General features: G+C 66.8%; 18 protein-coding genes and 1 tRNA gene. 15 read left to right on the top strand and 4 right to left on the bottom strand.

Features of this window, described 5'->3' with window-relative positions; genetic code table 11:
• Window positions 1-20: 20 nt before the first annotated feature.
• The 3 genes from ACFY9N_RS17120 to ACFY9N_RS17110 all read left to right on the top strand — a co-directional run bounded on the left by ACFY9N_RS17120 (window position 21) and on the right by ACFY9N_RS17110 (window position 1,967).
• Window positions 21-524 carry an amino-acid N-acetyltransferase gene (locus ACFY9N_RS17120; protein WP_391480139.1) on the top strand — a complete coding sequence of 168 codons (504 nt, stop codon included), beginning with the start codon at window positions 21-23 and terminating at the stop codon, window positions 522-524.
• Window positions 525-534: 10 nt separating this feature from the next.
• Window positions 535-1,227 (top strand): hypothetical protein, encoded by a 693-nt coding sequence (locus ACFY9N_RS17115; RefSeq protein ID WP_391480138.1) that lies wholly within the window; start codon window positions 535-537, stop codon window positions 1,225-1,227.
• A 329-nt stretch (window positions 1,228-1,556) separates the two neighbouring features.
• Window positions 1,557-1,967 carry a dehydrogenase gene (locus ACFY9N_RS17110; protein WP_391480137.1) on the top strand — a complete coding sequence of 137 codons (411 nt, stop codon included), beginning with the start codon at window positions 1,557-1,559 and terminating at the stop codon, window positions 1,965-1,967.
• Window positions 1,968-2,007: 40 nt separating this feature from the next.
• Here the strand turns inward: ACFY9N_RS17110 and radA are convergent, their stop codons facing one another.
• A complete protein-coding gene (radA, locus tag ACFY9N_RS17105) occupies window positions 2,008-3,381 on the bottom strand; it encodes a DNA repair protein RadA (RefSeq protein WP_391480136.1) in 1,374 nt (457 codons plus the stop codon).
• Window positions 3,382-3,461: 80 nt separating this feature from the next.
• Here radA and ACFY9N_RS17100 point away from each other — a divergent pair, with 80 nt between their 5' ends.
• The 5 genes from ACFY9N_RS17100 (at window position 3,462) to cydC (ending at window position 9,972) form a co-directional block, all read left to right on the top strand.
• The gene (locus tag ACFY9N_RS17100) at window positions 3,462-4,088 is read left to right on the top strand and encodes a helix-turn-helix transcriptional regulator (protein ID WP_391480135.1); all 627 of its coding nucleotides are present in this window, start codon (window positions 3,462-3,464) and stop codon (window positions 4,086-4,088) included.
• Window positions 4,089-4,179: 91 nt separating this feature from the next.
• The gene (locus ACFY9N_RS17095; RefSeq protein WP_391480133.1) at window positions 4,180-5,595 is read left to right on the top strand and encodes a cytochrome ubiquinol oxidase subunit I; all 1,416 of its coding nucleotides are present in this window, start codon (window positions 4,180-4,182) and stop codon (window positions 5,593-5,595) included.
• A gap of 14 nt (window positions 5,596-5,609) precedes the next feature.
• A complete protein-coding gene (gene cydB, locus ACFY9N_RS17090; protein WP_391480132.1) occupies window positions 5,610-6,638 on the top strand; it encodes a cytochrome d ubiquinol oxidase subunit II in 1,029 nt (342 codons plus the stop codon).
• Entirely contained in the window at window positions 6,635-8,293 is a 1,659-nt protein-coding gene (gene cydD, locus ACFY9N_RS17085) for a thiol reductant ABC exporter subunit CydD (RefSeq protein ID WP_391480131.1), read from the top strand. The genes cydB and cydD overlap by 4 nt, the downstream gene beginning before the upstream one ends.
• Window positions 8,290-9,972, top strand: a complete 1,683-nt coding sequence (gene cydC / locus ACFY9N_RS17080) for a thiol reductant ABC exporter subunit CydC (protein ID WP_391480129.1) — start codon at window positions 8,290-8,292, stop codon at window positions 9,970-9,972. Before cydD ends, cydC begins: the two co-directional genes overlap by 4 nt.
• Before the next feature lie 413 nt (window positions 9,973-10,385).
• On the opposite strand, the gene ACFY9N_RS17075 is transcribed toward cydC, so the two are convergent.
• On the bottom strand, window positions 10,386-11,162 hold the full coding sequence (locus ACFY9N_RS17075; protein ID WP_391480128.1) for a hypothetical protein: 777 nt from the start codon (window positions 11,160-11,162) through the stop codon (window positions 10,386-10,388).
• A 60-nt stretch (window positions 11,163-11,222) separates the two neighbouring features.
• On the opposite strand from ACFY9N_RS17075, the gene ACFY9N_RS17070 reads away from it, so the two are divergent.
• The 4 genes from ACFY9N_RS17070 (at window position 11,223) to ACFY9N_RS17055 (ending at window position 14,393) form a co-directional block, all read left to right on the top strand.
• Window positions 11,223-12,269, top strand: coding sequence for a hypothetical protein (locus tag ACFY9N_RS17070; protein ID WP_391480127.1), 1,047 nt, complete (start codon window positions 11,223-11,225; stop codon window positions 12,267-12,269).
• Between the two features lie 72 nt (window positions 12,270-12,341).
• A tRNA-Ser gene (locus ACFY9N_RS17065) sits at window positions 12,342-12,432 on the top strand.
• Window positions 12,433-13,370: 938 nt separating this feature from the next.
• Window positions 13,371-13,694, top strand: coding sequence for a hypothetical protein (locus tag ACFY9N_RS17060; RefSeq protein WP_391480126.1), 324 nt, complete (start codon window positions 13,371-13,373; stop codon window positions 13,692-13,694).
• A gap of 375 nt (window positions 13,695-14,069) precedes the next feature.
• The gene (locus tag ACFY9N_RS17055) at window positions 14,070-14,393 is read left to right on the top strand and encodes a hypothetical protein (protein WP_391480125.1); all 324 of its coding nucleotides are present in this window, start codon (window positions 14,070-14,072) and stop codon (window positions 14,391-14,393) included.
• Between the two features lie 117 nt (window positions 14,394-14,510).
• Here the strand turns inward: ACFY9N_RS17055 and ACFY9N_RS17050 are convergent, their stop codons facing one another.
• Window positions 14,511-14,762 carry a hypothetical protein gene (locus tag ACFY9N_RS17050; protein WP_391480168.1) on the bottom strand — a complete coding sequence of 84 codons (252 nt, stop codon included), beginning with the start codon at window positions 14,760-14,762 and terminating at the stop codon, window positions 14,511-14,513.
• Window positions 14,763-15,589: 827 nt separating this feature from the next.
• Between ACFY9N_RS17050 and ACFY9N_RS17045 the strand changes: the two genes are divergently transcribed.
• Complete coding sequence (locus tag ACFY9N_RS17045; protein ID WP_391480124.1) at window positions 15,590-16,042, top strand: BLUF domain-containing protein; 453 nt, start codon at window positions 15,590-15,592, stop codon at window positions 16,040-16,042.
• A gap of 11 nt (window positions 16,043-16,053) precedes the next feature.
• Here the strand turns inward: ACFY9N_RS17045 and ACFY9N_RS17040 are convergent, their stop codons facing one another.
• Entirely contained in the window at window positions 16,054-16,380 is a 327-nt protein-coding gene (locus ACFY9N_RS17040) for an ATP-dependent DNA ligase (RefSeq protein ID WP_391480122.1), read from the bottom strand.
• A 35-nt stretch (window positions 16,381-16,415) separates the two neighbouring features.
• On the opposite strand from ACFY9N_RS17040, the gene ACFY9N_RS17035 reads away from it, so the two are divergent.
• Complete coding sequence (locus tag ACFY9N_RS17035; protein WP_391480121.1) at window positions 16,416-16,886, top strand: hypothetical protein; 471 nt, start codon at window positions 16,416-16,418, stop codon at window positions 16,884-16,886.
• A gap of 1,263 nt (window positions 16,887-18,149) precedes the next feature.
• Window positions 18,150-21,113, top strand: a complete 2,964-nt coding sequence (locus ACFY9N_RS17030; protein WP_391480119.1) for a DUF6923 family protein — start codon at window positions 18,150-18,152, stop codon at window positions 21,111-21,113.
• Window positions 21,114-21,137 lie beyond the last annotated feature (24 nt).

Raw genomic sequence — 21,137 nt, 5'->3', positions numbered from 1 at the left:
AGCGGTTCTAGGCTGGAGGGGTGAGCGACTACATCGTCCGTCCGGCGCGGAGCGCCGACATCGTCGGCATCCGCAATCTGCTGCAGCCGATGGTCGAGCAGCGCATCCTGCTGGGCAAGGATCTCGCGGTCCTCTATGGCGCAGTGCAGGAGTTCGTCGTCGCCGAGGCCGACGGTGAGCTGATCGGATGCGGTGCGCTCCACGTGTTCTGGGAGGACCTGGGCGAGGTGCGCACGCTGCTCGTCAGCGACGCCTGGCTGCGCCACGGGGTGGGGCGCGCGATCGTCGATCGCCTCGAGGAGAACGCGGTCACGCTCGGACTCTCGCGGCTGTTCTGCCTGACGTTCGAGGTGGAGTTCTTCACGCGCCGCGGGTTCACGACGATCGGCGAACAGGTCGTCGACCCGGATGTGTACTCGCAGCTGTTGCGCAGCGGTGACGCAGGTGTCGAGGAGTTCCTGGATCTCGCGCACGTCAAGCCCAACACGCTCGGCAACACGCGGATGCTGAAGCACCTGAACTAGCCTGGAACCCATGCCCCGACAGTCCGCAGCCGTCTATCGCCGTCGGCGCATCGTGTTGCTCGGCGGACTGATCCTCGTGCTCGCCGCGATCGGCATCGGCGTGTGGCTGCTCGTCGCCCAGCCATGGGCCTCGGCCGCGACCGAGAGCACCCCGAAGCCCACACCGTCGGCTTCGTCGTCGTCCTCTCCGACTCCCGGTACGGTCGCGAGCCCGGATGCCGAGGCATCCAATCCGCAGCTCCCGCCGGACGAGGCGACGGAAGACGTGCCGGAGGCGTCGCAGACACCGGCGATCGTGGCGTGCCAGGCGAAGGACATCGAGGTGAAGGCCGTGGCGGACGCCGAGTCCTATGCCGACGGTGTGCTGCCGAAGCTGTCGATCTCGCTGACGAACAAGGGCGCGAGCGACTGCACGCTCGACGTGGGCTCGACGATGCAGTCGTTCACGATCTCGAGCGGATCCGACGTCTGGTGGCGCTCGACCGACTGCCAGCAGAACCCGAGCAGCATGATCGCGACGCTCACCGCGGGCACCACCGTGACGAGCAAGGACCCGGTCACCTGGGATCGCACGCGCTCGAGCGTCGAGACCTGCGAGCAGGAGAACCGCCAGCGTGCTCCGGGTGGGGGAGCGTCGTATCACGTCGCGGTCTCGATCGGTGGATTCACCAGCGTATCCACGCAGCAGATCCTGCTCTACTGAGTCGATATCGACCGTCATCCGCCCGGATGGCTTCGAAAAACGTATCAGCCCCGGTTTTTTGTTCCGAAAAGCTCTGATGCATCGGTAGCGGCTGACAGGGGTGGTTCTTTGGGATACCATTGAAGCGATTCTCCGATTCATGCGGCACCATGCCATCCCCAGTGGCGTCGACTTACAGCGTCCCCAGCGCTTCGACATCGCCGCTCGAGAATCCGAGGGCCCTCTCGAGTACCCCAGTCCCCAATGTGGGACTCGAGAGGGCCCCAATCGTCTCCGCGGGCCCCGCCCGCGTCGAGACGGTTGCGCGCTCGCGCGCCTAGGCTGGAGGCATGGCAGCGAAGAAGGCGAAGAACGCGAAGCAGAAGCCCGCTCCCGAGGATTTCCGATCGGATGCCTTGGCGCTCGCTCTCGAGAAGCAGGATGTCGCGGCGGTCGCCCTCGCGCTCCGCAACGGCACGACCGTCGTTCCGCTGGTGAAGCCCGGGGCGCGCGACAACCCTCTCGACACCGGTGAGGTGTGGACCTACCGCGACCCGAGCACCGGCGACCTCGCCCTGCTGCTGTTCAGCGACGCGAAGAACAAGCCCGACAACCTGCCTCCCGGGGTCGGCATCTACACGGCCGAGTGGTTGCGCAAGTTCCTCGGCTCGCACCCCATCACGACGGTTTTCCTCGACATCGCCGGCCCCCACCCGATGCAGGCCTCCCCGCAGGAACTGCTGAAGGCACTCGAAGCCTGAGGCGTCCGCGGTCTGACGAGCCTGCCGCGGCCGACTGTTCTCAGAACGGGGGGATGTCGCGGGCTTCGCGCTGCGCGCGACCCCCGCTTCGCGCCCTCACGTCCTGGAGAGCGGCGCGCAGCGTCTTGGACCGGTCGTCGACCACCTGCTCGTAGCCCAGCCGCGAGGCTTCGGAGCGCCGCTGCGCCGCCTGCGTCACGGGGCGGATCTCGCCCGCCAGGCTGAGCTCGCCCGCGGCCGCGATCGTGCGCGGCACCGAGATCTGGCGGATCGACCCCGCCACCGCGATGGCGATCGCGAGGTCGGCGGCGGGCTCGGTGAATCGCACGCCGCCCACGGTCGAGACGTAGACGTCGAGGTTGCTCGTGGGGACCCCGGCCCGGCGCTCGAGGATCGCGAGCACCATCGCGACCCGGGCCGCATCGACGCCCTGAACGACCCTGCGCGGGTTCGGGGCCTGGGTGGGCACGGTGAGCGCCTGCACCTCGACGGGGAGGGCGCGGCGGCCCTCGAGCGAGATCGCCACGCACGTACCGGGCTCGGTCGCGCCCTGCGAGAGGAACAGCCCGGAGGGGTCGGGGACCTCGGCGATGCCGTCGCCCGTCATCTCGAAGCATCCGACCTCGTCGGTGGGGCCGAAACGGTTCTTGAGCGCGCGGATGAAGCGCAGTGCCGTCTGCCGGTCGCCCTCGAAGTGGCACACGACGTCGACCAGGTGCTCGAGCACGCGGGGCCCGGCGACCTGACCGTCTTTCGTGACGTGCCCGACGATGATGATCGGCAGGTCGCGGTCCTTCGCCACGCGGATGAGCGTCGATGCCACCTCGCGCACCTGGCTGGGCTGGCCGGCGGCGCCGTCGATCATCGCCGAGGAGACGGTCTGCACCGAGTCGACGATCACGAGCTGCGGCTGCACCTCGTCGATATGGCCGAGGATCGTGGCGAGATCGGTCTCGCTCGCGAGATACAGCTCGTCGTGCAGCGCCCCCGTGCGCTCGGCGCGCAGACGCACCTGCGCCGGGGACTCCTCGGCACTCGCGTAGAGCACCCGCCGCCCGGCGTGCGCGGCCTTCGCCGCGACCTCGAGCAGCAGCGTGGACTTGCCCACGCCGGGCTCACCGCTGAGCAGGATCGCCGCCCCCGGCACGATGCCGCCGCCGAGCACCCGGTCGAACTCGCCCACTCCGCTCGTGCGGCGGGGGGCATCCGTCGTCGTGATCTGCGTGATCGGCCGGGCAGCCTTCTCGGCCAGCGGGGACTGCGCGCTCACGCGCTGCACGATGCCGGTCTTCACGGCCTGCTCCTGCACCGTGCCCCACTGCTGGCACTCGCCGCAGCGGCCCACCCACTTGGCGGTCGTCCACCCGCACTCGGTGCAGACGTACGCGGGCGGAGCGGGTCGACGGGTGGCCATTCAGCCAGGCTATCGCGGGCATCCGACATCCCTATCGAGAACGGTCACCACACGTCCGACACCCCGGCCATACTGGAGTCATGGCCAGCGCCGGGCCCGTCTGCGGGCCGATCTCCACGTACTCGCGAGTGCAGCTCCTGCACCTCGTGCAGACCCGTGCGCAGCGCACGATCGGAGAGCTGTGCGAGGCCACGGGCCTCCACGCCAACACGGTGCGCGAGCACCTGCAGCGCCTCATCGAGGGCGGCTACGTGATCGCCGCCACCGAGCACCGCACCACCCGCGGCCGCCCCCGGACCCTCTACAGCGCCGCGACCGGGATGGCGGATGCCTCCAGCCCGATCGCGCGCGACAAGGTCACCGCCGCGGCCCGTCGCGGAGACCTCCTGCGACGGGTGCTCCCCGCCGCGGCATCCGATCTCGGTCGCGACGCGACCTACCAACTCGATGCACTCATCGAACACCTGGAAGAGAGCGGCTTCGAGCCCGTCGTCGACGACGTGCAGCTCACCGTCGATCTCAGCCCGTGCCCGCATGCCGCGGGCCGCGCGGAAGACCGTCCGATGCTCTGCAGCGTGCACCTCGGCCTCATGCAGGGGGTGCTCACCGAAGCCGGTGGGCCGATCTCTGCGGATGCCGTGCGCATGTCCGCCCTCCCGGCGGACTGCACCGTGCAGCTGCGTCTGACGGAGATGTCCGCCGCCTAGGCGAGCAACCGTTTTATTCACGGCCCGCAGCCCCACGAGGGCGGCAGGCCCGTCGTTAGCGTGGCAGCAGGCTGAGAAAGAGGAGTGCTCCATGGAATGGCTCGACCCCCTGGTCCTGTCACGATGGCAGTTCGGATTGACGACCGTCTACCACTACCTGTTCGTGCCGTTGACGATCGGCATGGCGTTGGTGGCGGCGATCTTCCAGACCGCGTGGGTGCGCACCGGCAAGGTGCAGTACCTGCACCTCACGCGCTTCTTCGGCAAGATCTTCCTCATCAACTTCGCCATGGGCGTCGTGACCGGCATCGTGCAGGAGTTCCAGTTCGGCATGAACTGGTCGGACTACTCCCGCTTCGTCGGCGACGTCTTCGGCGCCCCGCTCGCCTTCGAGGGGCTGCTCGCCTTCTTCTTCGAAGCGACGTTCATCGGCCTCTGGATCTTCGGGTGGGACAAGCTCCCGCAGAAGCTGCACCTCGCCACCATCTGGTGCGTCTCGATCGGCAGCATCCTCTCGGCGTACTTCATCATCGCCGCCAACGCGTTCATGCAGAACCCGGTCGGCTACACGTACAACCCCGAGACGAACCGCGCCGAGCTCACCGACTTCGTCGCGTTGCTGACCAACCCCGTCGCGCTCGCGGCCTTCCCGCACACGATCTTCGGCGCGCTGATGTTCGCCGCCGGTGTCGTCATCTCGGTCTCGGCCTGGCACCTCGCCAGGCGGCAGCACTTCGAGACCATGCGCATCTCGCTGAAGTTCGGCCTGTGGGCGATGATCGTCTCGACCGCCGGCGTCGTGCTCACCGGTGACCAGCTGGGTCTCGCGATGTATGCGGCGCAACCCATGAAGATGGCCGCGGCGGAGGCGACGTTCAACACCGTCTGCGGCTACGACGCCTCGTTCAGCATCTTCACCCTCGGCACACCCGACGGCAGCTCCGAACTGTTCTCGATCCGCGTGCCGTACCTGCTGTCGCTGTTGTCGACCCACTCCTTCGACGCCTGCGTGCACGGCATCAACGATCTGAATGCCGAGTACATGACGACGTACGCCGACACCGGCATCACCGACTTCGCCCCGATCCTCTGGGTCACCTACTGGGCGTTCCGCTGGATGATCGGCCTTGGCATCGCCGCCGCCCTCGTTGCCGTCGTCGGCCTCTGGATCACCCGCAAGAACGCCAAGCGCGAGCCCGCGCCGTGGATGTGGAAGATCGCGATCTGGTCGTTCCCGCTCGCGCTCGCCGCCAACATCATGGGCTGGGTGTTCACCGAGATGGGGCGCCAACCCTGGATCGTGTTCGGGCTCATGACCACGCAGGACGGCGTCTCACCGGGTGTGAGCGGACTCGAGGTGCTGATCTCGCTCATCGCCTTCACCGCGATCTACGCCGCGCTGGCGGTCGTCGAGATCCGGCTCATCATCCGGGCCGCCCAGAAGGGGCCCGACACCACCGAGGAACCGCACGAGGAGACGGCCCAGCTGCCGTCGGTCGTGTACTGAGAGGAAGGAACACCATGGATCTCGCAACGCTCTGGTTCTTCATCGTCGCCTTCTTCTTCGTCGGCTACTTCGTGCTCGACGGCTTCGACTTCGGCGTCGGGATGTCGCTGCCGTTCCTCGGCAAGAACGACGTCTCGCGCCGCCAGGTCATCAACACCATCGGCCCGGTATGGGATCTCAACGAGACCTGGGTCATCGTCGCCGGAGCCGTGCTGTTCGCGTCGTTCCCCGAGTGGTACGCGACGCTGTTCAGCGGGTTCTACCTGCCGCTGCTGCTCATCCTGCTCGCGCTCATCCTGCGCGGGGTCTCGTTCGAGTACCGCCACCAGCGCGAGAGCGCGAAGTGGAAGCGTGGCTTCGACCGCATGATCGTGATCGGCTCGGCCGTGCCCGCGCTGCTGTGGGGTGTGGCCTTCGGCAACATCGTGCAGGGCGTCGCGCTCGACGAGAACCACCTCTTCGTGGGCGGCTTCTTCTCGCTGTTGAACCCGTACGCGCTCATGGTCGGCGTGACCACACTGCTGCTGTTCTTCCTGCACGGCGTGCTCTTCGTGGGGCTCAAGACCGACGGACCCGTGCACGAGGACGCCCACCGACTGGCGAAGCTCGCCGCCGGGCCCACGATCCTCGCCGCTGCGGCGACCGTCGTCTGGACCGTGCTGATCGCGATGAACCGCGAGGCCCCGTTGCTGTGGCTCGTGATCGGGGCGGGCGCGCTCGCCGCCGTGAGCCTGATCGCCGCCGTCGGACTCTCGATGGTGCGGCGCGACGGCTGGGCGTTCATCGGCGGCATGCTCACGGTGCTGTTCGCGGTGGTCATGCTGTTCTCCGCGCTGTTCCCATACGTGATGCCCTCGACGATCGACCCGGCCTACAGCCTGACGATCGCGAACGCGTCGAGCACGCAATATACGCTGGAGATCATGAGCTGGACGGCGCTGATCGCCACCCCGCTCGTCATCGCCTATCAGGCCTGGACGTACTGGGTCTTCCGCAAGCGCGTCACGCGCTCGTCCATCGAGGGGGCTCCGGCGCACGCGTGAAACCCGTCGACCCGAGACTGCTGCGTTACGCGGGTGCCGCGAGGGGATTCCTCGCGGCATCCGCCCTGATCGGCGTCGTCCAGACGGCGGTCGTGGTCGCCTTCGCCTGGCTGCTGACGGATGCCGTCACCGGGGCCATCGCGGGGCGTGATGTCACGGCATCCCTGTGGGCGCTGCTGGGCGTCGCCCTGCTGCGCGGGCTGCTGATCGCCGCCTCGGATGCCGCGGGCACGAGGGCGGCCGCGAAGACCGGGATGCAGCTGCGCGCGGCGCTGATCGCCGCGGTCGGGAGACTCGGGCCCTCGTGGCTCGCGCAGCGGAATCAGGCGGGTCTCGCGGTCACGGCGGGGCACGGCCTCGAGGCCCTCGACTCGTACTTCGCGCGGTACATCCCGCAGCTCGTGATGACGGCGATTGCGACGCCGGTGCTGCTCGCGATCATGTGGTGGTTCGACTGGGAGAGCGGCCTCATCGCCACGGTCACCCTGCCGCTGATCCCGCTGTTCCTCATCCTCATCGGCATCGCGACCCGTGCCGTGCAGCAGAAGCAGTGGAACACGCTGCAGCAGCTCGCCGTGCGCTTCGCCGACACCGTGCAGGGGCTCTCGACGCTGCGCCTGTTCGGGCGCGAGCGCCGCGCCGCCGACCGCATCGAGTCCACGGCCGACGACTACCGCCGCGAGACCATGAAGGTGCTGCGGTTCTCGTTCCTGTCGGGGTTCTCGATGGAGCTGCTGGCCTCGCTCGCGGTCGCGCTGATCGCGGTGGCGGTCGGGTTCCGGCTGCTGTCGGGTGACCTCTCGCTCGAGATCGGCCTGTTCGTGCTGCTGCTGGCGCCCGAGGCGTTCCTGCCGATCCGCCAGGTCGGGGTGCAGTTCCATGCCGCGGCCGAGGGGGTGGCGGCGACCGAGGACATCTTCGGGGTGCTCGACGAGGCCGGGGCGCGCGCGGTTCATAACTCCGGAACCACGCCCGCGACCGGGCCGGGTTCCGGGGATTCCCGCCGAGAGCGAGGTGTTTCTCCGGAGTTGCGAACGGATGCCCCGCCGCACCTCACCGTCGAGGACCTGCGCGTGCGCGATCTGCCGCCCGTCTCGTTCGCCGCCGAGCCCGGCACGATCACCCTGATCGAGGGGCCGAGCGGGGCGGGGAAGACCAGTCTGCTCGCAGCGCTGCGCGGAGCGGTGTCGTTCGACGGGGCGGCGGAGGTCGGTGGGGTCGATGTGGGTCGGCTGTCGCCGGCGGACTGGACCGCGTGGGCCGGACAGGCGCCCGGTCTGCTGAAGGGCACGATCGCGTCGAACGTCGCGCTCGGCGACGACGCACCCGACGACGACCGCGTGCGGGCTGCGCTCGATGCGGCCTGCGCCGACCTCGACCCCGCGCTCGAACTGGGAGTGCAGGGCAATGGCCTCTCGGGCGGGCAGGCGCAGCGCGTCGCCGTCGCCCGCGCGCTCTACCGGCAAGCCGGAGACCCGCGCCGGGTGCTGATGCTCGACGAGCCCTCCAGCGCCCTCGACGCCGACACCGAGCAGCGGTTGTGGTCGTCGCTGCGCGAGCGGGCGGATGCCGGGGCCACGATCCTTCTGGTCTCGCACCGCCGCACGGCCCGCGAGATCGCCGACCGCGTCGTCGCGCTGGGGGTGCACGCATGAGTGCTCCCGTTCGCAGCGATCCCACCCGCACCGCGCGCATCCGCGAGGTCCTGCGCCTCGCCCAGCCGCCGCTGAGACGCTTCACCCCCGGACTGATCTGGGGCATGCTGTCGGCCACCGCCGCCGTGAGCCTGCTCGCCGTGAGCGGGTGGCTGATCGTCAGTGCGTCGATCGTCGACTCGCTCGTGCCACTGTCGATCGCGGTCGTCGGGGTGCGCTTCTTCGCGGTGTCGCGCGCCGTGACCCGGTACCTCGAGCGGCTCAGCGGGCACGATGCTGCCCTCCGCCAGCTCGCGACGACCCGCGCCGACATGGTGCGCCGCCTCATCCCGCTGTCGCCCGCCGGCCTCGGCCGCACCGATCGCGGCAAGGTGCTCTCGGCGCTCGTCGACGACGTCGAGAACCTGCAGAACCTGCCGCTGCGTGTCGTGCAGCCCCTCGGCATCTCGGGCCTCGTGGCCCTCGGCGCTGTCGTGTTCATCGCGTTCGTGTCGCCGATCGCCGCGCTCACGCTGCTCGTCTGCCTGATCCTCGCGGGTGCCGCCGCGATCGGGATGGGGTGGCTGTTCGGCTCGCGGGCCGAGGCGCTCGTCTCGGATCGTCGCGCCGACCTCTCGGCCGCCCTCGTCGACTACTTCGGCAGCCTCGACGTGCTCCTCGCGTACGGCGCCGAACCGCAGGCGCGCGAGCGCGTGACGGTGGCGGATGCCGCGCTCCGCCGGGTCGTGACCCGCGCTTCGCTCGCGCAGGCGGTCGCCGCGGGAGTGGTCTCGGCGGTCGCGGGCGCGGCATCCGTCTGGGCCGTCGCCGCCGCCTCGCCGGGCTTGGCGACCGGCGCGATCGACGGGCCCTGGCTGGCCGTGGTCGTACTCGTGCCGATGGTCGTGTTCGAGGTGTTCGGCGCGGTGCCGATCGCCGCGGCATCCTGGCGGAGCGTGCGGTCGAGCGCGGCGCGCATCGTCGACGTGCTGCCCGAGCGGATGCCGGACGAACTGCGCACCGATGACGGAGCCGAGACCGCGCCGGAGGGCGTTCCCGCGCTGAGGTTGCGCGATGTCACGGCATCCTGGCCCGGCGGCGCTCCGGCCCTGCAGGGGGTCTCGCTCGACCTCGAGCCTGGGGAACGCGTGCTCGTCTCGGGCCCCAGCGGCGCGGGCAAGAGCTCGCTCGCGGCCGTGCTCGTGGGGTTCCTGCGGGCGGAGGGCATGTACCTCGTCGGCGACGTCGACGCCTCGACGCTGGCCGGTCCGGCGCTGCGGCGCGTGGTCGGGCTGTGCGAGCAGAGTCCGCAGCTGTTCGACGAGGACATCCGCCAGAACCTGCTCTTCGCCCGCGACACGGCGACCGACGACGAGCTGCTCGACGTGCTCGCACGGGTCGGGTTGGGCCCTTGGGTCGAGGACCGCGGAGGACTCGACGCCCGCGTCGGCGACCGCGGCGCGCTCGTGTCGGGCGGACAGGCGCAGCGGTTGGCGCTGGCGCGCGCGCTGCTGCGAGGTTTCCCGGTGCTCGTGCTCGACGAGCCCACCGCCGGCGTCGACCCGGATGCCTCCGACGCTCTGCTGCGCGACCTGCTCGGCGCCGCGGGCGAGCAGTCAGTGCTGCTGATCTCGCACGTCGCGCCGCCCGCTGGCTCGGTCGACCGCGTCGTGCGACTCGAGGGCGGGCGCGCGGTCTGAGTCGGTAAGCGGCGGCCCTTCGTCTCGCTGCGCTCGCTCAGGAACCGTGGCCTGCGGCATCCGTTCTTCGCCGGTGTAGCCGTCACCTGCAGGGATCTCGGACACGTGCAGGGAGGATCGTCGGGATGCTCCCTGCACCGGTCATTCCTCCCTGCAGGTGACGGCGATTCCTGCGCCCGGCGTGGGGATGATCGGATGCTGCGTGCACACCCGCACGGAGCGATCACGTCTGCACGGGTGGAAGCGGCATCCGGCCGTGCGGGTGTGATTCAACCGTGCGGATGAGCGGGCCCTTCGTCTCGCTGCGCTCGCTCAGGAACCAAAGTCCGGTCCCTGAGCGAGGAGCGCAGCGACGAGACGAAGGGCGCCAGCCCGAGACGAAGGGCGCCAGCCCGAGACGAAGTGCGCAGACCTCAGCTGTAGAGGGGTGTCGGGGGTTCCATGACTATGCCCTGGGCCTCGAAGGCGCGGCGGCGCTCCTCGATGCGGCGGTGCAGTTCGATCTGCGCGGCATCCACGAAGGCGGGGTCGAGGTCGACGGTCGCGGGGTGCGGGTCGCCGTGGTTCTCGGCGATGTAGGCGTCGAGCTCGGGGCCGGAGGTCCACGACGTGATGAGGGCGTAGCGGGGCGCCGTGCCCCGGTGCCAGACCGCGTGCCAGAAGCGCTGGGTGTCGACGATGATGCGCGAGCCCTCGCGCAGCGGCAGGCGGATCTCGGTCGCCGGATCGAAGCGGTCGCTGCGCAGGATGAGCATCGAGTCGGAGTCGTCGGTGAGGTTGTAGTACCCGCGCACCACCCACCCGGTGCCCTCGTCGTTGAGGCGGTTGTTGTCGTCCTGGTGCAGGTTGTAGATCGCGTCGGCGTACTCGTTGGGCTGCAGCTCGATCACGCGGCAGCGGCCCACCGCGGCGCCGGGGGCGAGGGCACGGGCCCGCAGGGTCGGGGCGACGGCGACCTGCGACTCGACCCACACGCCGTCGCGGTCGGTGCGCGGGGGAGTGTGGTTCCAGAATCCGTTGCACTCGAGGTCGCCGGCGTAGCTCGCCAGCGGGGCGAAGCGGGTGATGCCGGAGGAGCGCCAGGGGATGTACTCGAGGTCGAGCCATTCGGCGGGGTCGGCTGTCTGATCGTGGTCGTCGAGCACGACGTATCCGGTCTCGGCCAGAGCATCGGAGGTGATGAATGCCATGGTGCATCCTTCCTTCGGTTTCCCTGAGGCCATCCTAACTTGGGGGTCTACCCTGAGGACATGACGCAGCCACAGGGCGCCCTTCTCGTGGGCAGTGTGAACTTCGACGATGCCGAGACGACGATGCGCACGGCATCCGAACTGCTCGGAGATCGACTTCGACGCATCCCCGACGGCGAGGTCGGCAAGCGGTTCCACTGGATCATGTTCCAGCCCGACGTGCTCGGCGAGGCCGAGGGCATCGAGCGGGTGGGGGATGAGCCGATCCCGTTCGGCGCGGGTCTCGATGCGCGCGGTCTGCGTCTCGCCGAGGGCGTCGACCCGGGCGAGATCGCCATCCCCGCACTCGGCTACGCCGCGGCCGCGACCTCGTCGTATGAGATCTTCCGGCGCCTGCGCGCGGAGGGCGTGATCGCCCAGGGCACGCGCTTCCAGGTGTCGCTGCCGACGCCGCTCGCCGTGATCTCGTCGTTCTTCCAGGGTGCGGACCGCGAGGCGTTCGAGGTGTACTACACGGCCGCGATGGTGCGCGAGCTCGAGGAGATCGCCGCTGCGATCCCGCACGACGACCTCGCGATCCAGTGGGACGTGGCGAGCGAGATGGGCATCATCGAGGGTGCCTCCGGCTACGGCGCGGTGATGGATGCCTGGTGGGACGGCGATGTGTTCACCGGTCTCGTCGCGCGGCTGGCGACCCTGGTCGACGCGGTCCCGGCCGACGTCGAGGTGGGGGTGCACCTCTGTTACGGCGATGCCGGTGAACGACACTTCTTCGAGCCAGCGGATGCCGCGCACCTCGTCGCCTACGCGAACGCGGTGGCCGAGGCATCCGATCGCGCGTTCACCTGGCTGCACCTGCCGGTGCCGATCGACCACGACGACGACGCGTACTTCGCTCCGCTCGCCGACCTGCTGCCCGTGAACGAGCTGTACCTCGGTCTCGTGCACCGCGAAGACGGTGTCGAGGGTGCCGAGCGCCGCATCGCCGCCGCCCGGAAGTTCGCCCCGGTGTTCGGCGTCGCGACCGAGTGCGGCATCGGCCGGGCGCCCGCCGGATCGACCGAGGGCATCTTGCGCACGCATGCCGAGGTCGCCGCGGCCTGGTGAGCGGCGCGCCCGGCGCTCGCGTGCGGAGGCGCCGATTCGCGCCGAAGCCCGCGGTGTCGTAAGCTTGTCCGCGGTGACGTGTCCGAGCGGCCGAAGGTGCAACTCTCGAAAAGTTGTGTAGGGTAACCCCCTACCGTGGGTTCAAATCCCACCGTCACCGCCACCACGAAGGCCCTGCCTCCCGTTGATATCACTGGGATGCGGGGCCTTCGACATGTTTGAGGGGAGGTGTGCGGTAACGCAGCTGCGCTCATGATGGTTCCATGAGTCAGTCCAGTTCCTCCCCAAGCAGCGATGAAGAGCGGCTGCAGTTTGCCCGGCACACGGCAAGCCGGATCGATCGACCGTCGCAGATCCCTCGCCATTGACTTAGCTAGCCGGTCTAGTAATGTCTTTCTTAACGCGTGCGCCCTGAGAACTTCAGACCGCTCCCGGCATCATCCCCAGTGATGCTTCCCCATGGGAGTTGGCCGCGATGTCAAAACCCCGGCATGCGGGACGATTCGGCCCTCCACACCCCAGACGTGGAGGGCCGAATCCATCTCGGACGGATCGTCGCCGCAGCCCTCCCGACCACAGCTGAGCCCCTCCGCGCTCGAGAGTCCCCGCCCTCACGCGACACCGATGAAATCGATTGCGCGCTCGAAGCATGGTACGTCGGTGATGTTCGATAACAAAGGAGAGAACTGCCCAACATCGTCGACCACGGCCACCGATACGTCAAGGGGAGTTACCGAGAGAAACAGACGGCATAGGTTTACGACGCAGGGCGGTTGTGCGTCCCTCAACGTGGCGCCCTGCATCGCTGGCGGTCGGCCTCCTCTTATACCCCCCCTCAGGGTGAGGCAGGCCGCCAGCCCCTTACCACCTCTTGGGTACCTGGCTCCTCCGATCCGAACGAAGGAGCCAGGCGCACCCAGTCCGTGTGAGGCACGGTGTCTGCGACTCCCTCAAGTTGCGGGGCGGGGGAGGGATCATTCGTGGGGGATGATCCCTCCCCCTATCGTTCAGGTCAGAGACGGTGGCTGTGGTGGCTTAGAGTGAGCACTATTCGCGTGCCGAGCTGGCGTTCGATGAACAATCGGAATGTGAGGTGGGGCTGTGGGCTCTCTCTACTACGCGAACGAAGACGAACCGATCGAGATCGAAGACCGCGCGCTCGCTCACTTGAAGATCGTGATCGCCACGAAGCTCCGACGCAACGAGTCCTTCACGTTGTCCTGGGTACTTCCAGGGCGTGCTGGCCGGGAGACGATCTGGGTGCACCCCTCGATCCCCATGCGGTTCATCTTTGTCGATACCCAGGCGCCGGCGATCAACAACCGGTGGTTGCAGGACATGATGAACTCCGCCAACAGCAGCGGCGGCATCACCCTCGTCGAAGAGACGGTCGATGTCCCTGAGGGCAAGCTCACCCTGCACTAGTCGAACGGCCCGTTTCCCACATTCGTCAAGGGGCATTTGGATAGAAGTTGGCCGGGATACATTTGCTCAGCAGAGCAGATTTGCGAGGACTCCCACCTCGGCCCTGCAAGGCTGGCGACCCGCCCCAAGAGTCGCCTCATGATCCTCGCTTTGTCGCGTTTATTGACGACCTGTGCTTTCCTCGAGGACCACTTCGAACTCTCGCTCCATCTACCCGCGACGACCGATGAATCCGATCTTCTAGGGGCTCGGATCATGAGGCTTTTGCTTGAAGGCTATGCAACGGCACACCCTTATGCCCGTACGTATGGCGCGACTCTGGACGGGACCCGTGACCCAGGCCTGGACATGCTCCTAACCGACGGTTAGGCAGCCGTGATCCAGGAGAGTTCCTTCAGACTGCAGATCTTCGGAGAGACGCTAGAAATTGACCGCGTCGCCTACTACAGCCACCACGCGCTTGTAGATGAAGCAGACGCGGCTCGGGACGCGCTGGCGGACGGGACTGCAGCCGGTATGAAGATTTCCCTCCGCCCCATCGACGGGATCCCGTGGGTTATCGACGCACCTGAAGCCCTGGAAGCAGCCGGCCGAGCGACTGTCATCACGCAGCCCTGGAACTTGAGGGGCCTCAGCGAGCACTCGGGCTTCGCCCGGCTGCCCAACCGTCTCGGAAATCAACGCTCAGTCGAAGGGTGATTCTGTCGAGGATCGGCGTCTCGTGAGTCGATCCCTACACGAACAAAGTTCGTCGAGGTCGCGGGTGGTTGTATCTGGACATTTCGGCCCGCTGTGCACATTTCCCCTGGGCAATGACTACCCGAACGTGAAGGAATAAACCTCGACTCCGGGGCTGACCGTGAGATCGACGGTGCCCGACGTCACGGCTTCCTTCAGCAACTGATGGGAATTCGGGGTGCCATCGACGTCAAGTGTCTGTGTTGCGCCGCCGTCGACGGTGAAGGTCACGGTTCCTTTCCCGGCGAGGACGACGCGCGCCTCGGCTGCAGTGTAGTTCAGCCGGATCCGCGCCTCGTCGGTCGTGGGGGTCGCGTACTGAGTCTCGATCGGGGTTGTGCGTCCCGCAACGTGGCTCTCTGCATCGCTGGCGGTCGGCCTCCTCTTTCACCCCCTCAGGGTGAGGCGGGCCGCCAACTGATCTTCGAGTTGGGGCGGTACGTGGCCCCTCCGGCCCGAACGGAGAGACCGGGCGCACCGAGCGCGTTCCCGGGTGTGTGATCTGTCTCTCCCACCACACGTGAGCTCTGCTGTGGCCCCCCAGTTTCCTGAAGCGCAAAGAGGTCGCACGCGTACGAAAACACCTCCTTGATCGATTCGCGTGATGAAACGCGGATTTCGAATTCTCTGCAGGTGACGGCGTCGCGCTCCTCCCTGGTGACGTTGCCGATCGCGTGGCCGCCCGGAGGGGAGGGCGGACTGGCTGCGTGGGGCGGGTCGCGTTCTGGGGACGTTGACCCGCCCTCCTGTTTCGTCAAGGGCCATGAGTGAAAGATTGGGACGCGATATCTTCGCGTGGCAGAGCGGTTTGCGAGGACTCCCGCCTCGGCCCTGCAAGGCTGGCGGCCGGTCTCCTCTTCACCACCCTCGAGGTAGACAGGCCGCTGTTTCAAGATCCCTGCATATCGAGATCGGTAGTTCCACATGTACGCTGACCGCATGAATCTTCTCCCGTCTGCGAACGCCCTATGGGCGTGTGTGGCGTCAGGGTTCTACGTCGGTAGCCGAGACGGTTCCTTCCTCGGGTACGTCGACCGGCAGGCCAATGGTTTGTGGCGCGCGTTCAATGCGACGTCGACCGTTCTCGGCGACTTCGAGGACCAGCATGTTGCCATGACCGCTGTCTCAGGTGCAGCACCACGTCAGGAAGGCTCCGCGTGACCGAAGACCACCCGCTCATCTCGCTCGTCTACTGCAGCTCCGCTACTCAGACATTCAGTGACGGTGAGCTTGCCGACTTGCTCGCGACGAGCCGACGGAGTAACAACGCCCATGACGTCACCGGGCTCCTGCTGTTCCGAGAGGGTGAGTTCGTACAGATTCTCGAGGGGGATCGGTACGACGTCGAGGAAGCGATGAAGCGGATCTCCGCAGACCCGAGGCACAACGACATCCGGATCCTGTTGGAGGAACCGATCCATGCTCGTCGCTTCGCGGATTGGACGATGGGCTACCAGCCGATGATCGTCCCAGCCCCCGGAGAAGTGCACGGGTACCGGGACACGTTCGAGGACCTCCGCATGGGCGACCACGATATGGTCGGCCGGGCCTTGATGGAGCTGACGATGTGGTTCCGGGTGCGTGAGTCAGGCGCCGAACTCAGCGCCTGACCGGTCGCAGCTTAGGCTCGCGGTGCAGATGCGGTCGTCGACGCGGCTGGCTCGGGCACCAGATACAGGCCGCCCGGACTGTTCGCGGTCTGCGCGAGCGCATCCACCCACGCCCGGTTGAGCTCTGCTTGGCGGCTGCCGTGGTACCGGAACACGAGGTTGCTACCGGTGTGCACCCACACAGTCGTGCGACCGCCACCGATGCTGTGGTCATCTTTCCAGCTGAATGCGAAGGGCTCCCCGCGCCGCAGCTTGCTCGTCATGACCATCTGCAGGTGCCGCAGAGCGCGGTCCTCGATCTCGACCTTCTGCCCGTTCTCGTAGACGAAGCGGCCCATCAGCGTTCCTTTCAGCGGCCACAGGAACCCGCGTCATGAGGCGCGTCACAAACCAGACGCTGGGTGGCGCAAGATCTTCTCACAGACCACCGTCATTCCCGCTATCGAAGGAGAAGCGGGAAAGCAACCCCGGATCGAGACTGGTCGCGTCAGCGGATGATGTGGGGATGAAACTCGTCTCCTACGCCGGCCAACAGCTCATCACCACCGACGACGTCGCAGATGCGCTCGTGACTCTCGCTGCGGCGATTGCGGCAGACGGGGAGTCTGCGGCGCTGCAGATCCCGATCCTCAGCGACGGCGAAAAGGACTGCGCGGACCTCATCGCCGGCGTCGGAAACGACATCCTCGTCGGACCACAAACCTCGCACGGGGACGACCCCGACTTCTCAGAGGAAGCGGCCAACCTCCGCGCACACCGGCTGTATCCGAAACAGCCTGATAACAACGCGAATGAACCCGAGGTCGACGACGCCGAAGACTTCGACCTGCATCACGGTGTCTGACCGCTCGCTTCTCGACGCGATGTTCCTTGTTGACTCATAAACGAGCACGAGTAGTGTGGCGTCAACGCGCGCTCCCTGAGACGCGCCTCTTCCTGCATCATCCCCAGTGATGCACCCGAAGGAGGCGGCTGAATTGTCAAACCCCGGCGCGCGGGACGATTCGGCCCCCACACCCCAGATGTGGAGGGCCGAATCTGTGTCGGTCAAGACGCCGGCCACAGCCCTCTCGATGCGGCCGAGACCCTCCACTCCACGGGCATCCGACCGTCGCGCCAGACCGATGTAATCGATCACGCGCTCGAAGCCTCGTAAGCGGCATCCTGCTGATAGGGAAGAGGATGCCGTGGTCATCGCATGCCTTCCAGGGAGGATCGATCGCGTCTGAATACCCGACGGGCATAATCAGTGCCCGGTGCGCCTCGCCATTCAATCCGGCACGTAGGTGGAGGCGTTAGGAGCCGCGTCGATTGCGCGTGCGGGGTCGCGGATCAACCGCAAGATCACAACGACGCCGATAAGCCATCCCGCAGCAGTCACCGCCCTGTATTTCAGCGCACCTCCTGGTGAACTGCCCCACGGCGGGTCCCACAGCAGCATCACGATGAGCTCCCAGCCAAACACCGCGAAGGCGCGGCGTCCTCGTCGGTACCAGCTCGTTGATATCCCTTACTGGCTTCCACTGCCTGGGCATCCTCGTTGTCTCTTGGCAGATACGTGCCAGCGTGTGACCATCTGCGGTCGACGGCTTCCGTGGTGCCGGCGGTTCCCGAGCAATTGGCCGGCCTTCACGGCCTGCATGCATACTCCCGGACGGTAATCAACCCCGAATGCAACCCGGCATGTACTGTCTATTGTCCTCTTACGGTTGCTCCCGCTGCCTGTTTCTCGGCAGGCTTCAGTTCGGGGGAGCCGAGTCGGTGGCCCTGCCGCCGAAGTGCGTCCCCTCGCACTTCGGGAGGGCCACCGGCGCCCGTGGTCTCCCCCGCAAAGCAGCTCTTTCCTGGCATTTTGCTATGAGTTCCGCCAGAATGGGCCGGGTAGGCAAGCAACGAGAAGCTTGCCTACGCGTTTGTAACTAAGGGGATACATATGAAACTGAAGAGAAGACCGCAAAATCTAGGCGGGGCAGTCGCGCGCCGCGGAGGGTTCAGACGCCGTCTGACTGCCGCAGTCGGTGCTCTCGCAATTGCTGCAGGTGGCGTGCTGGTCGCGTCGCCCGCTCATGCCGCACCGGGGGATCCGTTCGATCCCTCCACTCCGTTGGTGTTCGTCGCTCAGGGCGTGCCGACGATCCTGTACAAAGCCGAATCGAACGGAACGGGCGCCACGACATTCACGCCGGTCGGCGGCGCGAGCGGTGTGCAGTACAACGCCATCGGATACAACACCGCAGACAATTTCATTTACGGGATCTCGAATGGCGTAGCTCCAGGGTTCCCGGCGCAATCCCTGATACGAGTCGACAGCGAAGGTCTCGTGACAAGGGTCGGCACCGCCACCTATGGGTCATCTGTGCTCGGCGAATTCAGCCCGACTGATGGCTACCTCTACACGTACACGACAGTGGGCGGAACCGTCAGCCTGCAGGCGATCAACGTGGCGACCGGGGCCATCGTGCGGAACACCCCGCTTCGAGGTGCTGCGACCGTCGGCAACGACTTCGCCTTCTTGGGCGGGTACCTCTGGTCGGCGAACGCCTCGACGATCAGCCGCATCGATCCGGCAACCGGTGTTGTGACGAACTTCGCGAATACGTTCTCTTCGGGAGAGGGCGCTGCGACTGCTACTGCGGGTGCGGCATGGACCTTCGGGAACGGGAATCTGGGCTTCTCGTTCAACGAGACGGGCAACGTCTATCAAGTTGCCATCCCGAATCCGGGCGCCGCGAACCCGACGTTCACGCTGATCTCTCGCAACCCTGGCCCGCCCAGCGGTTCGAATGATGGCGCTGCGTCACCTGGTCTGCCGACCGATCTCGCCATTGTCAAGGACGGGCCGATCGCGCTCGTTCCGGGTGGTACCGCGACGTACACGTTGACGGTGACCAACAACGGACCCGGGAACTCGAGTGGGTTCTCGGTGCGTGACGTGGTTCCCGCGCCGTTGACCAATGTGGTCGCTGTCGACGAGGCATGTACGGCGACTGGTAACACGGTGAACTGCGTGGGGGGTCCGCTTCTGAACGGCGATTCCGTGAGCTTCACAGTGACGGCGTCCATTCCCGCAGATATCGATGCAGTCGTTGAGAACACTGCCTCGGTGATTCCCAACGAGAACGACCCGACTCCTGAGAACAACACGTCGACGTCCTCGTCGGCTCCTGCGGGTCTGTCGATCGAGAAGAATGCGGGCGAGCCGGTTGACGTGAACGGCAACGGCCTTGTCGACGCCGGCGATACCATTCGATTCACTTTCGTGGTGGAGAACACCGGCCAGGTTGAGCTGACGGGTATCGCTGTGTCCGATCCGAAGGTAGGGGACGTTCTTTGTCCCGTCTCGACGCTCGCGCCCGGGGCTTCTCAGACGTGTGAGGCGGCGAACACCTACGTGATCACCGCTGACGATGTGACCGCCGGTTCGGTGGACAACACCGCGACTGCGACGGCGACGACACCGGATGGAGAGAGCTTCACCTCCACCCCGTCATCGACGTCGACGCCGACCACCGCGCCGGCTCCGAGCCTCACCGTAGTGAAGTCTGCGAACCCTTCGGAAGCCGCAGAGTTCGAGGCGGGTCAGGAGATCGTCTACAGCTTCGTCGTCACGAACACCGGAAATGTTCCGTTGAATGACATCGAGGTTGAAGACACCGACTTCACCGGCACCGGCACCCTGTCGCCCGTCGACTGCCCGGTGGCCACTCTTCCGACTGGGGAGCAGACGGTCTGCACGGCTACGTACACCCTCACCCAGGACGACGTGGATGCCGGATCTGTGACGAACTCGGCTGTCGCCGGGGGCACGCCGCCGGGAGATGACACCCCGATGACGTCCGACCCGTCCACCGTGACGATCCCGAGCATCGCCGCGCCCGGCCTGACGGTCGAGAAGACCGCAAGCACCGAAAGCCTGATCACCGCGGGGCAGGAAATCACCTACTCCTTCCGCCTTGAGAACACAGGCAATGTCACGCTCGCTGACCTGACGGTCAACGAGACGGAGTTCAGCGGAACGGGCGAGCTCGGAGACGTGGTTTGTCCTTCCGAGTCGCTGGTGCCCGGACAGTTCATCATCTGCACGGCCACGTACACGGCCACGCAGGAGGACGTTGACGCCGGAGGCGAGCTGAGCAACACGGCAACGGCTGGCGGGACGACGCCCGGAGGAGACCCGACGACGTCCGACCCGTCCACGTCCGATGTTCCTGTCATCCAGGCTCCGGCCTTGACGGTGCAGAAGACCGCCGATGTCGTGGCCGCGGAAGTTGGCCAGACGGTCACGTACTCGTTCCTCGTCAGCAACGTGGGGAACGTGACGATCACCGACCCCACGGTCAACGAGGTCGAATTCTCTGGAACTGGTGAGCTGTCCGAGATCGTGTGCCCGGCGGAGACGACTCTCGCCCCTAGCGCGGACATCACCTGTACCGCCACGTATGTGGTCACTCAGGCGGATATCGACTCGGGCGAGCTGTCCAATACGGCGACGGTCACCGGCACAACTCCCGGGGGCGAGCCGACTGACCCGTCTGAGCCGTCGACCGAGACGGTGACCACGGACCCGCTGCCGGCTTTGTCGGTCGTGAAGACCGCAGATGTCGAACAGGTCACGAGCGTGGGTCAGATCGTTACGTACTCCTTCGTCGTGACAAACGTCGGCAATGTGACCATCTCGGATGTGGCCGTAGACGAAGGAGAGTTCACCGGTAACGGCACACTCTCGGAGGTTGTCTGCCCGAGCGAGGAACCGCTCGCCCCGGGTGAGAGTTTCACCTGCTCTGCGACGTACGAAGTGGTCGCTGCTGATCTTGCCGCAGGCGGTCGGCTGTCGAACACTGCAACGGGAACGGGAACAACGCCTGGTGGCGGGACCATCACCTCGCCGCCGTCGACGGCAACGGTCGAACAGATCGCTCCGCCAGCGCCCGCTGAGGATCCGGAAGGACCGCTCGCCATGACGGGAGGCGTGGTCGCAACGACAACGATCCTCGCGGCACTCGCGCTGCTCATCGCCGGAGGGGTTCTGCTCACCGTGCGCGGCCGACGCAACTCTGAGGCGCAGGTCTAGGTGCCAACGTAGAAGGGTGAGCGA

This window comes from Microbacterium sp. NPDC008134, from assembly GCF_042957055.1.
In the GTDB taxonomy this organism is placed as follows: Bacteria; Actinomycetota; Actinomycetes; order Actinomycetales; family Microbacteriaceae; genus Microbacterium.
The sequence above is the reverse complement of the archived record's forward strand: the minus strand, read 5'-3'. Positions and strand labels throughout refer to the sequence as shown.

What these genes read in the sequence shown, in the direction of transcription:
- ACFY9N_RS17115 (WP_391480138.1), top strand. Translation starts at nt 535, where the DNA reads ATGCCCCGACAGTCCGCAGCCGTCTATCGCCGTCGGCGCATCGTGTTG.
- ACFY9N_RS17110 (WP_391480137.1), top strand. Translation starts at nt 1,557, where the DNA reads ATGGCAGCGAAGAAGGCGAAGAACGCGAAGCAGAAGCCCGCTCCCGAG.
- radA (WP_391480136.1), bottom strand. Translation starts at nt 3,381, where the DNA reads ATGGCCACCCGTCGACCCGCTCCGCCCGCGTACGTCTGCACCGAGTGC.
- ACFY9N_RS17100 (WP_391480135.1), top strand. Translation starts at nt 3,462, where the DNA reads ATGGCCAGCGCCGGGCCCGTCTGCGGGCCGATCTCCACGTACTCGCGA.
- ACFY9N_RS17095 (WP_391480133.1), top strand. Translation starts at nt 4,180, where the DNA reads ATGGAATGGCTCGACCCCCTGGTCCTGTCACGATGGCAGTTCGGATTG.
- cydB (WP_391480132.1), top strand. Translation starts at nt 5,610, where the DNA reads ATGGATCTCGCAACGCTCTGGTTCTTCATCGTCGCCTTCTTCTTCGTC.
- cydC (WP_391480129.1), top strand. Translation starts at nt 8,290, where the DNA reads ATGAGTGCTCCCGTTCGCAGCGATCCCACCCGCACCGCGCGCATCCGC.
- ACFY9N_RS17075 (WP_391480128.1), bottom strand. Translation starts at nt 11,162, where the DNA reads ATGGCATTCATCACCTCCGATGCTCTGGCCGAGACCGGATACGTCGTG.
- ACFY9N_RS17070 (WP_391480127.1), top strand. Translation starts at nt 11,223, where the DNA reads ATGACGCAGCCACAGGGCGCCCTTCTCGTGGGCAGTGTGAACTTCGAC.
- ACFY9N_RS17040 (WP_391480122.1), bottom strand. Translation starts at nt 16,380, where the DNA reads ATGGGCCGCTTCGTCTACGAGAACGGGCAGAAGGTCGAGATCGAGGAC.
- ACFY9N_RS17035 (WP_391480121.1), top strand. Translation starts at nt 16,416, where the DNA reads ATGAGGCGCGTCACAAACCAGACGCTGGGTGGCGCAAGATCTTCTCAC.